Origin of the sequence: Pseudoalteromonas distincta (genome assembly GCF_005877035.1) — a bacterium.
Taxonomy (GTDB): Bacteria; Pseudomonadota; Gammaproteobacteria; order Enterobacterales; family Alteromonadaceae; genus Pseudoalteromonas; species Pseudoalteromonas distincta.
Genome location: NZ_CP040558.1, coordinates 1290283 through 1304724, shown reverse-complemented (window position 1 = coordinate 1304724; position 14442 = coordinate 1290283). Strand labels below are relative to the sequence as shown.

General features: G+C 39.3%; 16 protein-coding genes. 11 read left to right on the top strand and 5 right to left on the bottom strand.

Annotation, left to right across the window (positions count from 1 at the left end; translation table 11 throughout):
- The first annotated feature begins 131 nt into the window (after positions 1–131).
- The 3 genes from xthA to FFU37_RS05805 are packed head-to-tail and all read left to right on the top strand — an operon-like array spanning position 132 to position 2403.
- Entirely contained in the window at positions 132–938 is an 807-nt protein-coding gene (gene xthA / locus FFU37_RS05815; protein ID WP_138488961.1) for an exodeoxyribonuclease III, read from the top strand.
- A 5-nt stretch (positions 939–943) separates the two neighbouring features.
- Positions 944–1591, top strand: coding sequence for an energy-coupling factor ABC transporter permease (locus FFU37_RS05810; RefSeq protein ID WP_138488960.1), 648 nt, complete (start codon positions 944–946; stop codon positions 1589–1591).
- Positions 1588–2403 carry a putative RNA methyltransferase gene (locus FFU37_RS05805; protein ID WP_138488959.1) on the top strand — a complete coding sequence of 272 codons (816 nt, stop codon included), beginning with the start codon at positions 1588–1590 and terminating at the stop codon, positions 2401–2403. Before FFU37_RS05810 ends, FFU37_RS05805 begins: the two co-directional genes overlap by 4 nt.
- Here the strand turns inward: FFU37_RS05805 and yfbV are convergent.
- Positions 2400–2846 (bottom strand): terminus macrodomain insulation protein YfbV, encoded by a 447-nt coding sequence (yfbV, locus tag FFU37_RS05800; protein WP_024596543.1) that lies wholly within the window; start codon positions 2844–2846, stop codon positions 2400–2402. The genes FFU37_RS05805 and yfbV overlap by 4 nt on opposite strands.
- Positions 2847–3129: 283 nt before the next feature.
- Between yfbV and FFU37_RS05795 the strand changes: the two genes are divergently transcribed.
- From FFU37_RS05795 to FFU37_RS05765, 7 genes are all read left to right on the top strand, one after another.
- A complete protein-coding gene (locus FFU37_RS05795; RefSeq protein ID WP_138488958.1) occupies positions 3130–4344 on the top strand; it encodes an acetate kinase in 1215 nt (404 codons plus the stop codon).
- Position 4345: 1 nt separating this feature from the next.
- On the top strand, positions 4346–6505 hold the full coding sequence (pta, locus tag FFU37_RS05790; protein ID WP_039489932.1) for a phosphate acetyltransferase: 2160 nt from the start codon (positions 4346–4348) through the stop codon (positions 6503–6505).
- A 227-nt stretch (positions 6506–6732) separates the two neighbouring features.
- Positions 6733–7119: an ACT domain-containing protein gene (locus FFU37_RS05785; RefSeq protein ID WP_002959696.1), complete on the top strand. Its 387-nt coding sequence runs from the start codon at positions 6733–6735 to the stop codon at positions 7117–7119.
- A gap of 3 nt (positions 7120–7122) precedes the next feature.
- Positions 7123–7620 carry a PTS glucose transporter subunit IIA gene (locus FFU37_RS05780; protein ID WP_002959694.1) on the top strand — a complete coding sequence of 166 codons (498 nt, stop codon included), beginning with the start codon at positions 7123–7125 and terminating at the stop codon, positions 7618–7620.
- Between the two features lie 4 nt (positions 7621–7624).
- Positions 7625–7972, top strand: a complete 348-nt coding sequence (locus FFU37_RS05775; RefSeq protein WP_002959693.1) for an ArsC family reductase — start codon at positions 7625–7627, stop codon at positions 7970–7972.
- Entirely contained in the window at positions 7969–9099 is a 1131-nt protein-coding gene (gene dapE, locus FFU37_RS05770) for a succinyl-diaminopimelate desuccinylase (RefSeq protein WP_138488957.1), read from the top strand. Before FFU37_RS05775 ends, dapE begins: the two co-directional genes overlap by 4 nt.
- Entirely contained in the window at positions 9099–9797 is a 699-nt protein-coding gene (locus tag FFU37_RS05765) for a M15 family metallopeptidase (protein WP_039489939.1), read from the top strand. Before dapE ends, FFU37_RS05765 begins: the two co-directional genes overlap by 1 nt.
- A gap of 6 nt (positions 9798–9803) precedes the next feature.
- Here FFU37_RS05765 and FFU37_RS05760 read toward each other — a convergent pair whose 3' ends face one another.
- From FFU37_RS05760 to bufA2, 4 genes are all read right to left on the bottom strand, one after another.
- Positions 9804–10673: a DMT family transporter gene (locus tag FFU37_RS05760; protein WP_138488956.1), complete on the bottom strand. Its 870-nt coding sequence runs from the start codon at positions 10671–10673 to the stop codon at positions 9804–9806.
- A gap of 41 nt (positions 10674–10714) precedes the next feature.
- Positions 10715–11488, bottom strand: coding sequence for an HvfC/BufC N-terminal domain-containing protein (locus FFU37_RS05755; RefSeq protein WP_138488955.1), 774 nt, complete (start codon positions 11486–11488; stop codon positions 10715–10717).
- Positions 11485–12315 carry an MNIO family bufferin maturase gene (bufB, locus tag FFU37_RS05750; protein WP_138488954.1) on the bottom strand — a complete coding sequence of 277 codons (831 nt, stop codon included), beginning with the start codon at positions 12313–12315 and terminating at the stop codon, positions 11485–11487. Before bufB ends, FFU37_RS05755 begins: the two co-directional genes overlap by 4 nt.
- Before the next feature lie 71 nt (positions 12316–12386).
- Positions 12387–12845, bottom strand: coding sequence for a BufA2 family periplasmic bufferin-type metallophore (bufA2, locus tag FFU37_RS05745; protein WP_138488953.1), 459 nt, complete (start codon positions 12843–12845; stop codon positions 12387–12389).
- 225 nt (positions 12846–13070) lie between these two features.
- Between bufA2 and FFU37_RS05740 the strand changes: the two genes are divergently transcribed.
- Complete coding sequence (locus tag FFU37_RS05740; protein ID WP_138488952.1) at positions 13071–14435, top strand: COG3014 family protein; 1365 nt, start codon at positions 13071–13073, stop codon at positions 14433–14435.
- Positions 14436–14442: the final 7 nt, after the last annotated feature.

Below are 14442 nucleotides of genomic sequence, written 5' to 3'. Positions count from 1 at the left end.
ACAATGTTTAAACTTTACTCACCAATTGATCAACATTTGCGCAGCTATTTTCTCATTTCAGTCATGTTATGTACGCGTATTTACTGATACAATTTAATTCATTAAATAGATCCAATTTTAAGGTAAATTTTATGAAAGTGATTTCTTTCAATATCAATGGTCTGCGTGCTCGTCTTAACCAATTACAAGCAATTATCGACAAACATCAACCAGACGTTATTGGCTTGCAAGAGATTAAAGTTCATGACGAAGCATTCCCACTAGAAGATGTACAAAAAATGGGATATCACGTCTACTTTCATGGCCAAAAAGCCCATTATGGCGTAGCTATGTTATGCAAAAAGGAGCCTAAATCGGTCTTAAAAGGCTTTGCTACCGATACAGAGGAATCGCAAAAACGCATGATAAGCGTCACTGTTGAACAAGATAACGGTCGCGACCTTACAGTCATGAATGGCTACTTCCCACAAGGTGATAATATTAATCACGAAACTAAATTTCCTTATAAACGACAATTTTATAAAGATTTAATGACACACCTTGAAACCAACCACACCCCCGATCAAGACGTCATTGTTATGGGCGATATCAACATATCACCCACCGATTTAGATATTGGTATTGGCGAAGTTAATGCAAAGCGTTGGTTAAAAACGGGTAAATGTTCTTTCCAACCGGTAGAGCGTGAATGGCTTGCAACATTACTTAATTGGGGCTTTAAAGACACCTTTAGAGAGCAAAACCCAGAAACAGACGATCAATATTCGTGGTTTGACTATCGCTCTAAAGGGTTTGTAGATAACCGAGGGCTTCGAATAGATGTAGTACTTGCAACTAATGAGCTTGCAGCACGCTGTATAGATACTGGCATTGATTACGAACTGCGCGGTATTGAAAAACCCTCAGATCATGCCCCTATATGGTCAACATTTAAGTAATTACTATGCTAAGCATAACAATACAAGGGCTACTTTGGGCCCTTGTAATTATTATTGCCCTACTAAGCTTTGATAAAAAAACATATAAAACATTGCTTAATACGCCAGCCCGTCAAACTGGAGTTCTTGCATGTGCGTTAGTGTTTGCAGTGCTTTGGCGAATAAAAGCAGGAATTTTAACTGGCCTTGATTTACACATATTAGGCGTTACGGCCGCGACATTAATTTTAGGCTGGCGATTGACTATTTTAAGTAGCCTACTTGCCACAGCCCTACTTGCTACATTTGGTCAAATAGAACTTGAACTGTTACCAGTACAACTGCTTATTGGTGCGTTTATTCCTATAATATTGAGCTACCTTGGCTTTATAATTAGTTACCAGTATTTACCTCGTCATTTTTTTGTTTATATATTTGTTTGTGCGTTTATAACTGCAGGGTTTATAGCCTGTATAAAAATAAGCCTAGGTGCTTTATTTTACTTGGCTATAGGGCAATACAATTGGCAAGAACTTGCAGATAACTACGTTTATTTAAGTGCCATAATTTGGTTTCCTGAAGCGATGCTCAACGGCATGGCTATAACAATTATGATCACCTATCGCCCGCATTGGGTAAAAACTTTTTACGATAAGGACTACCTAGACTCATGAGTCTACAATATCAATGCCCGCTATGTAATCTCGCACTTTTGAAAGCTGATTCAACACTTCGTTGTGCTAATAACCACAGCTTTGATTTTGCCAAAGAAGGGTATGTTAATTTACTGCCTGTGCAACAAAAAAATTCAAAACAACCGGGCGACTCCCTTGAAATGGTACAAGCTAGACGCGCATTTTTAGAGCGTGGATACTACCGCTTTTTACAACAAAATCTTAGCGATTTAGTCGGTCGAATAAGTGCGAATACAGTTATTGATTTAGGATGCGGCGAAGGGTTTTATACCCAAGCAATAGCAAGTAAAACAGAAGCAGTTGTGTACGGCGTCGATATTTCAAAATCTGCCGTGAAATATGCAGCAAAGCGCTACCCTAATTGCCATTTTAGTGTTGCATCAATTAGCCAAGCGCCTTTTAGAAGTCAATTTGCTGATGTACTTATTAGCGTATTTGCACCTTTGTTTGAGGAAGAGATTGAACGTCTTGCTAATAAAAACGCAACATTAGTGGTAGCAAGCCCAGGCCCTTATCATTTAAAAGAGCTAAAATCGTATATATATTCAGAAGTAAACGAACATACTGAAATAGCCACGCCAAAAGGGTTTCAAAAAGCAGAACAGGCTCTTTTAACAGAGCATGTAGCGCTTAGCTTTACTGATATTAAAAACTTAATAATGATGACGCCATTTGCATGGAAATTTAGACCCGAGCACTGGACAGCACTCGAAGAAAAAGGTGAACACAATGTCACCTTATCATTTTATATTACTCAGTTTACCAAAATAGATAATGGTATAACCCGCTAAAACTGCTCTTTAGTAAATGCTCTATCCATTTTTTCAAACATATCTTTAAGTAAGTTAGCAAGCTCCATATAACGGGGCTTGTTTTCACTTAACTGCGTTTGATATCCATTAGCCGCCATTTTAGTGTACAGCTCGTTGTACCATTTTTGCATCGCAGGATCTAAAGGCGTTTGCGCTCGTTTGCCTAACCAAAATAAACCTTGTAAAGGTAACGATATAAAAAATAATGCACTCGCAATGGCTTGCGGTAAAAAATCAGATCCTAAGTAATTAAGCTGAAAAAACAACGTTAGCATAGCCAAGATTGGCATTACTGTAATGGCAAGCTCAGTCGCTCTAATCACTCTAAACTCTAAAAACAAAGGCGCAAGCTCTTTACGCATTGGCCATTTTTTACCATACAAACGGCCTGTTTGTAGTTGTGACATCACACTTTTTTGCATCATGACTCCTCACAGATACTGCTTTTAAATACAATAGAAAACGAGCTATACCCAAAGTGTAACACAAAATGAGGGAGTTACACTTTCTCAGTAAAAGAGCTTAAATTTACCCTTTAATGGCGAACAATCCTAACTTAAACATCATAAATAAGGTAAAATATTTAACATTGCGTTAACCACTTTGCAGTTGAACATTCAATTGTTTTAGCTTTATTTAATACAGTAAGTGTAACTATCACGTATTAACGTTCACTTACTAAATTTGTTTATGGAAATTGAATCTATGCCAACAACCTCCCCTGAATCCCAACATGTTTTAGTTTTAAACTGTGGTAGCTCTAGTTTAAAGTTTGCCATTATTGATGCAAACGACGGTCACGAAATTATATCAGGCCTTGCTGAACGCTTGGGCGCCAAAGCCCCCTCCATTAAATACAAATTTAATGGGGCTAAGACGGTTATCGACTTAGCGGCTAATCAAGCACATGCTGAGGCTATAAATACGCTTGTAAGCTTAATAAAGGATCATAACCTTGATGAGCACCTTATTGCTGTTGGGCACCGTGTTGTTCATGGCGGAGAGCATTTCACAAAGTCAGTCTTAATTGATGAAGATGTAATTAACGGTATTACTAAAGCGTCTTCTTTAGCGCCGCTACATGGTCATGCGAACTTGTTAGGTATTTCATCTGCACAAGCTTCATTTATAGGTTTACCGCAAGTAGCAGTATTTGACACAGCATTTCATCAAACTATGGATGAAGTTGCCTACCTTTACGCCCTACCCTATAAGCTTTATACAGACTACGGTGTAAGACGCTATGGTATGCATGGCACAAGTCATTACTATGTAGCAGGACAAACTGCTAAATTATTAAATCAGCCTATAGAGAAGAGTAATTTCATTAGTGCTCATTTAGGTAATGGCTGCTCTGTTACTGCAATAAAAAATGGTAAAAGTGTTGATACCAGTATGGGTTTAACGCCATTGGCTGGTATTGTTATGGGTACTCGCAGTGGAGATATTGACCCCGGTTTATTTAATTTTTTAACCACACAGCTTAGTTACAACGCTCAGCAAATAGATAATTTATTAAACCAAGAAAGCGGCCTACTAGGTATTAGCGAACTCTCTAACGATTGTCGAACGATTGAAGAAGCCGCTGTTGCCGGACATAAACAGGCACGTTTAGCACTAGATATTTTTTGCTACCGACTAGCCAAACAAATTGCAGCTTACATGGTACCATTACAACGTTTAGATGCACTTATATTCACTGGCGGCATTGGCGAAAACTCCGATATCATACGTGAAAATGTCATTAATCAATTAGCTTTTTTAGGATTCAGTTGTAACCAGAAGAGCAATCTTGATGCACGTTTTGGTAATCAAGGTATTATTAGTTCAGCCAATACTTCACCCAAAGCGGTAGTAATGCCGACCAACGAAGAGTGGGTTATTGCACTTGATGCCGCTAACATCGTAAAGGAGCTTTAATATGGCACGTCGTATTATGTTAATTCCTGTGTCTACCGGTGTGGGTTTAACGTCGGTATCAGTTGGTTTAGTCCGCGCTCTTGAGCAAAAAACAGTTAAAGTTAACTTTTTTAAACCCATCGCTCAGCCTCGTTCAGGGGAAACAGGTCCTGAAAAATCCACACAAATAGTCACTCAAGGCTCACCTATTAACCCACCCACCCCTTTTGCACTTGATTATGCTGAGCAAATGATTGGCGACGGTAAAGGTGATGATCTACTAGAGGAAATTGTTGAACGCTTTGAAAGTAAAATAAACGACGATGAAGTAGCTATTATTGAAGGTATGGTGCCTACTCGTCGCCAACCTTATGCTGGGCGTGTAAACCGCGAAATTGCGCAAACACTCGGCGCTGAAATTGTATTTGTACTTACCCCTGGTAATTACACCATTACTCAAATAGAAGACCGCCTAGAAATTGCAGCAGGTAATTACGGTGGAATCGATCATCCTCGTGTACTGGGCTGTATTTTTAATAAAGTAAATGCGCCACTTGATGAAGAGGGCCGTGCACGCGCCGATTTAGTCGACGCTTACAAACCCGAAGAGCTTGAAAACGAGTTAAATCGTTTAGCGTCTTTACCTATTTTTAAAAAAAATCCGTTTATGTTGCTTGGCGCAATCCCGTGGGATTTTGACTTAGTAGCGCCACGCGTAAAAGACTTAAGCGCGTATTTAAAAGCAACAATAATTAACGAAGGCGATATGCTTCATCGTCGCCTGCGTCGTATCACTTTTTGTGCTCGTACGGTTTCTAATATTTTAAATTATTTTACGCCAGGTGCTCTATTAGTAACACCGGGCGATCGCTCTGACATACTTGTTGCTGCGTGTTTATCTGCTATGAACGGCACTAAACTTGGCGCTATATTACTCACCGGTGGCTTTGAGCCAGAGCCACGTATTATGGCTTTGTGTGAACAAGCCATGCAAACCGGTTTACCAATACTCGCAACCGATGCCGACACATGGCGTACATCATTATTACTGCATAACTTTAATATGGAAGTACCAAATGATGATGACCAACGCATTGAAAAAGTAAAAGATCACAACGCAGAACATATCAATTCAAACTGGCTCGATACTCTAGCTCAAAGTGTAGGCAAAACGCGTAAGTTATCACCACCTGCATTTCGTTATTTATTAACCGATAAAGCACGTAAAGCAGGTAAAACCGTAGTATTACCAGAAGGAAGCGAACCTCGTACAATTAAAGCGGCTGCTATTTGTGGTCAACGTGGCATTGCTAAAACTATATTGCTTGGCGATCGCGAAGAAATAATGCGTATTGCACAGCAGCAAGGTATTGAGCTAAACGAACATGTAAGTATCATCGAGCCAAAAAGTATTATAAATGATTATATTGCGCCTATGGTCGAAATTCGTAAAAGCAAAGGCCTAACTGCGGTTGTAGCACAAGAGCAGCTACAAGATAACGTCGTACTTGGCACAATGATGCTTGAGCAAGGTAAAGTAGATGGTTTAGTATCGGGCGCGGTAAATACCACTGCCAATACAATTCGCCCGCCCCTGCAGTTAATTAAAACAGCGCCAGGATCATCACTAGTATCATCCGTATTTTTTATGCTGCTACCTGATCAAGTGTTAGTTTACGGCGACTGTGCAATTAACCCCGACCCTAATGCTGAACAACTTGCTGATATAGCGATTCAATCTGCGGACTCTGCAGCTGCATTTGGCATAGAGCCACGTGTAGCCATGATAAGCTACAGCACGGGTACGTCAGGTACGGGTGCCGATGTTGAAAAGGTACGTGAAGCCACAAAAATAGCAAAACAAAAACGTCCTGATTTAATTATCGACGGCCCACTACAATACGATGCCGCTATAATGGAAAATGTAGCACTTAAAAAAGCGCCTAACAGCCCTGTAGCCGGTAAAGCGACTGTATTTATATTCCCAGATTTAAATACGGGTAATACAACATATAAAGCAGTACAACGCAGTGCCGACTTAATAAGTATCGGCCCTATGCTTCAAGGTATGCGCAAACCCGTAAACGACTTGAGCCGTGGTGCATTGGTCGATGATATTGTGTATACAATCGCCTTAACTGCAATTCAGGCAGCCCAAGCAGAAGCGCTAATAGCACATTAAACACAACGTGTGCTTTTTATAGCCTAGCTATTATTTATTTAATAATTAAGTAGTTAGGCTATTTATACCCTGCAACCCCCATACTTATCCACAGAAATTGTGGGTAAGTTTTTAATCTCTAATAAAACCCACTTCCAAATGCTCATTTTAGTCACGCTTACACCTTTAACTTGAAGGCAATAATCTATACTATAAAGCTATCAATAATGCTGTATCGCAGGCGTTTAATGTCAAAACAAACATTACAATTACACAGCACGGTTTTATCTATTCACAGTTTAGATGTTGACGCCGATATACCTGCGGCGCTACTAAAGCTTCCTTTATTTTTTATATCTAAAACCCAGGATGAACTATCTATTGTTTGCCCTAGTAGCTTTGAAATAGAGAGTTTAGATACCGAATCTGATTGGCAAGCACTTGAGGTGGTTGGCCCACTTGGTTTTTCGCTGACCGGAATAATGGCTAATATATCGGGTGTATTAGCACGCGCTAAAATTTCTATTTTTTCAATCTCAACCTACGATACCGATTATATTTTAGTAAAAAAGCAAACGGCCTCACTAGCACTTAACGCCTTAAAAAAAGATGGTTACAACGTGGTGGCCCAATAACATATGAAAGCACAAACAATTGAATATCTAGCACTCAATAAAACGCCCCGCAGTGCCATCCTTATTACAAGCCCATTTACAGGTAAAGTAATACCGCTTCAAGAACACCCCGAACCTATTTTTAGGTTTGGTATTCTCGGTCCCGGTATTACTGTAAAGCTCAGTAGCCACAAAATTTTAGCGCCGTTTGATGGCACGTTATTACAAGTAAAAAACGCAGGTACTGAGTTTATTTTACAGGCTAAAAATGGTTTAAAAGTTTTAATCAACTTAACTATTACCGGTTCGCAATCAATTACACATACCCATATTGCACAATTAAATGGTAGTGAAATAAGTAAAGGCCAGCGCCTCGCTTATTTTGATTTACGTGAACTAGAAACGCCTATGCTGGCCAGTTTAATCTTACTTAACGGCCATAATCTCGGCACATTTCATTACTCACATTCGCATGTAAATGCGGATGTAGATACCTTATTAACTATTATTAAGAAGAACTAAATTTATGATCACTCTATACGGTATTAGCAATTGCGACACGATAAAAAAAGCAAAAAAATACTTAGCCGACAACAACATCGAATTTACGTTTCATGATTACCGCAAAGATGGCGTAAATGAGCAAATGGTAAGTGATTTTGCAGATAAACTCGATTGGGAACAGCTTGTTAATAAACGTGGCACAACTTATCGCGCACTAACTGATGAGCAAAAACAGAGTTTGACTAAAGAAAGTGCTATCCCATTGTTAGTTGAACAACCTGCCATGATCAAACGTCCAGTACTTATTAACAATGGCAGTTACCACTTAGGTTTTAAAGCAGCCCAATACGATGAGATATTTAAATCATGAAAGATGATGTAATTAAACTCGCCCAAGCACTAATACAACGTGAGTCAGTAACGCCCGAAGATGCTGGCTGCCAACAGATGATGAACGACCGCCTTGCTGCGGTTGGTTTTAATATTGAGTCATTATTTTTTACCGACACATTAAATACATGGGCTCGAAAAGGCACACAATCACCGCACTTTTGTTTTGCAGGCCACACTGATGTTGTGCCAACAGGCCCTGAAAAAAATTGGCAACACCCGCCGTTTTCAGGATTAATAAAAGACGGTTTATTACATGGGCGCGGCGCTGCCGATATGAAAGGCTCGTTAGCTGCAATGCTTGTTGCAACCGAGCGGTTTGTTACTAAACATCCAGATCATAAAGGCTCAATTTCTTTTTTAATAACCTCTGACGAAGAAGGCCCGTTTATAAACGGGACTACCCGTGTAATTGATACGCTAGAGGCGCGCGGTGAAAAAATTGATATGTGCCTAGTAGGCGAGCCTTCATCACGAGATGTATTAGGTGATGTTGTTAAAAATGGCCGCAGAGGTTCACTTACCGCTTTTTTAAGCGTTAAGGGTGTACAAGGGCATGTCGCCTATCCACATTTAGCACAAAACCCAATTCACCTAGCAACCCCTGCCCTTACTGAGCTTAGCCAAACGGTGTGGGATAACGGAAATGAATACTTCCCTGCTACCAGCTTTCAAATTTCAAATATTAATGGCGGCACAGGTGCAGGCAACGTGATCCCGGGTGAGCTAGAAGTACAGTTTAACTTTAGATTTAGCACGCAAGTAACACATGAGCAATTACAACAACGTGTAAATGACATACTGCAAAAGCATAACTTAAATTATGACTTAAGCTGGATAGTAAATGGCTTGCCTTTTATTACCGAGCACGGCCCACTTGTTGATGCCACAGTAAAAGCGATTAAATCAGTAACCGGTTTAACCACAAACCTAGAAACTACCGGCGGCACATCAGATGGTCGCTTTATTGCACAAACAGGGGCTAAAGTAATTGAACTTGGCCCACGTAACGAAACTATTCATAAAGTAGATGAATGCGTAAGTACCGATGATTTAATAGCCCTTACCGACATTTACGAGCAAATACTAGAGCAACTTTTAGCATAATGAATGTAACTAAACCAACATCGATAATGTGTATCACAGGGCAAAGTGATACACATTTAACTGACATACAAAATCATCGCTTGCACAGCGCTATTATTAGCGACTTTTTAGCACTACAAAGTGCAGCTAAAAAAGCGGGATTTGATCTTACTATTGCCTCAAGTTTTCGCGACTTTGAACGCCAGTCAATTATTTGGAATAATAAGTTTTTAGGTATTCGACCTGTTTATAATAAACAGCAAAAGGTTGTAGATTTAACTAAATTAAATGATGTAGATAAATGCATAGCAATAATGCTCTACTCTGCACTACCTGGCGCAAGCAGGCACCATTTAGGGACTGACTTAGATGTGTTTGATAAAGCTGCGGTGAGTGATGATTATAAGCTACAGCTAACACCTGATGAATACCTGCAAGGTGGGCCGTTTGCACCTTTAAGTAATTGGCTTGATACTAACTTAGTTAAATTTGGTTTTTATCGCCCTTACCAACATGATTTAGGTGGCGTAGCACCTGAGCTTTGGCATATAAGCCATATTAAGCAATCACAATTATTAGTGAATAAACTTAGCGAGCAAGTACTTTTTGAATGCATAAAGAACAGTGAACTACAGGGTAAGCGGGCAATACTTGATAACTTACCAGCTATTTATAAACGCTTTGTAACAAACGTGAGCCCACACCTAAAAGAAGGTTAGGTTATATTAAGCCTTCTTTTTATTTAAAATAAACACCAGCACAGCGCCTAATATTAACGAGCTTGCGACTATAAACTCCATTGTTACCTGCTCTGATAAAAACAAAACACCAGCAATGGCAGCAAGTACCGGCACACAAAGTTGCACAACCGCAGCTTGGGTACTTTTAAGTAGTGGCATTGCTACATACCAAACACTATAACCAACTCCAGACGCTATTGCCCCCGAGGCACACGCAAGTAACACCCCTTCAATACTCATATTTTTTAAATAACTCATACCTACAAGTAATAAAACAGGGATAGCAACTAAGCTTCTTATAAAGTTAAACCCAGTAGTACGCAGTGGCGATACGCACACTTTACCGCGAATACTGTATATACCCCATGCCACACCACTGAGTGCCATAAGTGATGCACCTAATAATGAAGGCACAGCTGCAGATGGCAGCATTAAATATACAAAACCAGATAACGCCACTATAAATGCACACCACTGAAGCAGGCTTAATTGCTCTTTTTGATAAATACCCCAGCCAATCATAGTAAGTTGCACAGCAGAAAATAAAATTAGTGCACCGGTACCGGTATCTAGCTCTACGTAGGCAATCGAAAAACAAAGCGCGTAAACAAGCAGGCTAATACTGCTTCGCCAGCTTCCTCTGTCACTTAAAATAGCGGGATTGAATGTGCCTTTACGTTTTAAATTATAGGTATAAATAGCCATTATAATGCCTAAACATGCAGCCCCGCTGAGTAAGCGAATAACAGTAAAGTTCCAAGCATCTATATAACCTTCTGCTAAGGCCATTCTGCAAAAAAGAGAATTTGCGGCAAACGCAATTAAAGCAATTAATGTGTATATGGTGGCTTTCAAAAAAATTCCTTCGCAACGAAAAATAACTATATTGTTTTAACTCACTCGCTAATTAACCAACCACGTTCAAGCCATTGATTAATTTTAGTAATTAAAAACCCAGCGATTTGCTCACCAGGGAGTTCATTTAAACAGGATTGACATAACTGTGCAAAGGGTGTGTTTTGTTTTAATAAACTCAGTAAGCGATATTCTTGTGCATCAACGCTTAAATACTGTGTACGTCTTTCAGTATCACGTGCTACAACCCAAAAGCGAGGTTCTGAGACTCTTGGCTCTGGCGGTGTTTGCTTTTGTTTTATTGCCTGCCAACTTTCAACCGCCAACGTATTAAACGCAACTAACTGTACACTTGGATGTAATTTTAATAGTAAATTTGGCCATTTTTGAGGTTCAATACTTTCAAGCTCTGATACATTAAGTAATGTTTTATCGCTTGCATCAAAAGTACTTAGTAATAGTCGTTCAAATTTGGCTATATCTGCAAGTATGGGGTAATCACTAAAAGGAGTATTAGCGGCTAAATAATCTGGTAGTTGCTCTGCAAAAATTCGTAGTGACGAATGAGTTGAAGGATATAAAGCTAAATAACCATCAACCATCATCTCAAATAAATCATCACCTAAGTAAATACCCAACTGTTCGTGATCTTGCTCAATCACGGCTCTTAAGCGAATTTTATAAGCGCTTTGATAAATAGAGAGTCGCTGTTGTGTATTTAACTGCCCTTGCTGCGCAATTTGCTCGCTAATATCCGAGCTTTCACCTTGCAGTAAATTCATAAACTGTTGTTGCAGCTTTGCTAAATCACTCATGATCTTATATCCCAAAACGGTTTCACTAGCGCTTTAGCATGCTCAAGCTCAGTAATTAAATCATCAAGGGAGCCAATATTATCATCGCGTTCAATCATGGTACTTACCGGATTTAATGTTTTTGCATACTGAGCATATAAGTCCCATACCGCATCGGGAACATCTTCATCGTGCGTATCTATAATATGCGTACCAAAGTCTTGATGTCCTGCTAAGTGAATTTGTGCAATAGCAGTACTCGGAATAGCCGATAAATAATCCATTGCATTAAAGTCGTGATTTCGTGCACTTACATAAACATTATTTACATCCATTAAAAACTTACAGCCTGTTTGCTTATGTAATTGCGCTAAGAATTCCCATTCACTCATTTGTGAATCGTTATAGGTTAAATAGCTCGATACATTTTCAAAAATCATTTCGCGCCCTAGGTAGTCCTGAACTTGCGAAATCTTATTTGCTAAATGATCAAGTGCCTCTGAGGTGTAAGGCATTGGTAGTAAATCGTGGCTATTAATACCGCCCACTTGGGTAAAACATAAATGATCAGACACCCACTGCGGCTCAACCCTCGCAATTGTGTTTTTTAACTGATTTAAGTAGTCCTTATTAATAGGGTCAATACTACCAATCGACATTGATACCCCATGCATAACAATCGGATAATCTGCTCTTATTTTATTTAAATAATGCCAAGGTTTTCCACCGGCTACAAAATAGTTTTCTGAGATAATTTCAAACCAGTCTACAGCTGGTTTCTCTGAAATAATTTGCTCAAAATGCGGGGCTCTCAGTCCTAAACCAAAACCTAAAAAACGATTTGTCATAAACTTCCTTAATAAGCCTGAATAAGAAAACACATCGTTCAGGCTTATTTTATGCGTTCGATAAATTGGTATTAGCTACCTACAGAGCCACCAATATCACCACATGCTTTTGCAGGCATTGATACAAAACCGGTGCCTTTACATGATGCATGTCCAGCACAAGCATTATTAGCAGTCTTACAATCGTTATGACCGCCACACACATTTACATCGTTACAATGTACTAAATCTGCTTTAGCTACACTGCCAACCCATTTATCTTTTACTGTACCGCCAACATCAGCACATGATTTTGCAGGCATTGCTACAAAACCAGTCCCTTTACATGACGCTTGACCTGCACATGCATTCTCAGCTGTTTTACAATCGTTATGGCCACCACATACATTCGCATCATAACAATGAACTAAATCAGTTGTTGCGCCATTAACAGCAACTGCACTTGATGTTGCCGTTTCTGCCTCTGTTGCATTACAACCAACTAAACCTGCTACCATTACAGCCATTGCTGCACCTGTAAACTTTTTCATTTTTTAATTCCTCTGAGTGATATAACTCTTAGCAAGACCGCTAAAGCGAAGATACTATTTCAGTGTAGTTGATAATAAACCAAAAAAATTCACACTTTGTTCACTAATGTCATTTTATATTTCTTTATTAGCAGGCAGTTTTACTCTACGATTTTTTACAATATTTCACACATTTAGCTAAAAATAGTATGTTAATGTATACAGGTAAATTAAGAGGAGTGCTCAGTGCGCCGCAGTATAATTTTAAGCTTTTGTTTTATTTTAAGTGGGTGTAGCACAATGGGTTTTAATGACCTGTTTAATGACTATGCCACGCAAATGACACCAATAAGAAATGCGATCGAGAAAAATAATATCGAAGAAGCGCAATCCCTTATTGCTAATAATAGCACCCTGCACAGCAGCTACTTACTCAACCAACTTGAGCAAGCTCGTTTAAACGACTTAGCTAATACACCAGATGATGCACAAAGCAAATTTGAGAACGTGTATACGCAAATGCAAAAAAAACGTGAGGCCGCCAAAATACAAGTTAGTGCGGGCCTTGAACAAAGTAACGCTTTATTTACCAACGACTCAGCAATAACTTATGTGCCACCCGCTTACGAAATGAGCATGCTTCATAGTTATAAAGCACTTAACTACGTGTATAAAAATGATGTTGAAGGCGCATTGGTCGAAATTCGCCGAGCTAATAAAGTACAAGTTGATGCGCTTAGGGAGAATGAAGCAGAAGTAGACTCAACCGTTAAAGAAGCTCAGCAACACTACCCAAGCATGAGCAATGTAACCAGAAACATAAAAAATGGCTTTCAAAATGCCTACACATTTTACTTATCTGCTTTGCTTTACCAAAGTGCTAAACAATACGACGACGCCTATATCGATTATAAAAAAGCATTGGCTATACAACCTAACAATATTTATTTACAGCAAGATGTAATGCGCCTTGCTAAAAAACAAGGGTTTGACCAAGATCTAAATGAATTTAAAAAACGCTTTGGCGATACGCCCACTATTTCTTCATCACAAGGCGAAGTAATTGTTTTATTTGAACAAGGATTAGTACCAAAACAAGATGAATTTAAACTGCGCTTGCCAATTTATTCATCACGTGGCGATGCACGCTTTTACAGCTTGGCGATGCCGGTATATAAAGATAATGCCTATGTGCGCCGCCTTAACAATATAAATATAGATGCACAAAGCTTGGCGCTTAGCCCACTGGTACACATTGAAGCACTTGCAGCAAAAACATTAGAAGATCAAATACCTGCAAAAGTCGCTCGCCAAGTACTCAGATTAGTAGCTAAAGAGAAAGTGCGGGCAGAACTTGCTCGCAGTGCCGGTGATGTAGGTAACATACTTGCTAATATTTATAATTTGGCGTCTGAGCAAGCTGATACACGCAGCTGGCTTACACTTCCAAATCAAATAAGTGTCGCAAGGCAAAGCCTAAATACAGGTGAGCATTCTGTGCATATAGGCACACAAGCACCTATAAATTTTACCATTAGTAAGCAAGGGTTAACGTTAATTTACTTAACCTCTATTAATAACTACTTTAATTACCACGTAGTTCAACTTTAGGAGCCAT

Excerpts from the sequence above, each read along its gene's own strand:
- xthA (WP_138488961.1), top strand. The coding sequence starts at position 132 with ATGAAAGTGATTTCTTTCAATATCAATGGTCTGCGTGCTCGTCTTAAC.
- FFU37_RS05810 (WP_138488960.1), top strand. The coding sequence starts at position 944 with ATGCTAAGCATAACAATACAAGGGCTACTTTGGGCCCTTGTAATTATT.
- FFU37_RS05805 (WP_138488959.1), top strand. The coding sequence starts at position 1,588 with ATGAGTCTACAATATCAATGCCCGCTATGTAATCTCGCACTTTTGAAA.
- yfbV (WP_024596543.1), bottom strand. The coding sequence starts at position 2,846 with ATGCAAAAAAGTGTGATGTCACAACTACAAACAGGCCGTTTGTATGGT.
- FFU37_RS05795 (WP_138488958.1), top strand. The coding sequence starts at position 3,130 with ATGCCAACAACCTCCCCTGAATCCCAACATGTTTTAGTTTTAAACTGT.
- pta (WP_039489932.1), top strand. The coding sequence starts at position 4,346 with ATGGCACGTCGTATTATGTTAATTCCTGTGTCTACCGGTGTGGGTTTA.
- FFU37_RS05785 (WP_002959696.1), top strand. The coding sequence starts at position 6,733 with ATGTCAAAACAAACATTACAATTACACAGCACGGTTTTATCTATTCAC.
- FFU37_RS05780 (WP_002959694.1), top strand. The coding sequence starts at position 7,123 with ATGAAAGCACAAACAATTGAATATCTAGCACTCAATAAAACGCCCCGC.
- FFU37_RS05775 (WP_002959693.1), top strand. The coding sequence starts at position 7,625 with ATGATCACTCTATACGGTATTAGCAATTGCGACACGATAAAAAAAGCA.
- dapE (WP_138488957.1), top strand. The coding sequence starts at position 7,969 with ATGAAAGATGATGTAATTAAACTCGCCCAAGCACTAATACAACGTGAG.
- FFU37_RS05765 (WP_039489939.1), top strand. The coding sequence starts at position 9,099 with ATGAATGTAACTAAACCAACATCGATAATGTGTATCACAGGGCAAAGT.
- FFU37_RS05755 (WP_138488955.1), bottom strand. The coding sequence starts at position 11,488 with ATGAGTGATTTAGCAAAGCTGCAACAACAGTTTATGAATTTACTGCAA.
- bufB (WP_138488954.1), bottom strand. The coding sequence starts at position 12,315 with ATGACAAATCGTTTTTTAGGTTTTGGTTTAGGACTGAGAGCCCCGCAT.
- bufA2 (WP_138488953.1), bottom strand. The coding sequence starts at position 12,845 with ATGAAAAAGTTTACAGGTGCAGCAATGGCTGTAATGGTAGCAGGTTTA.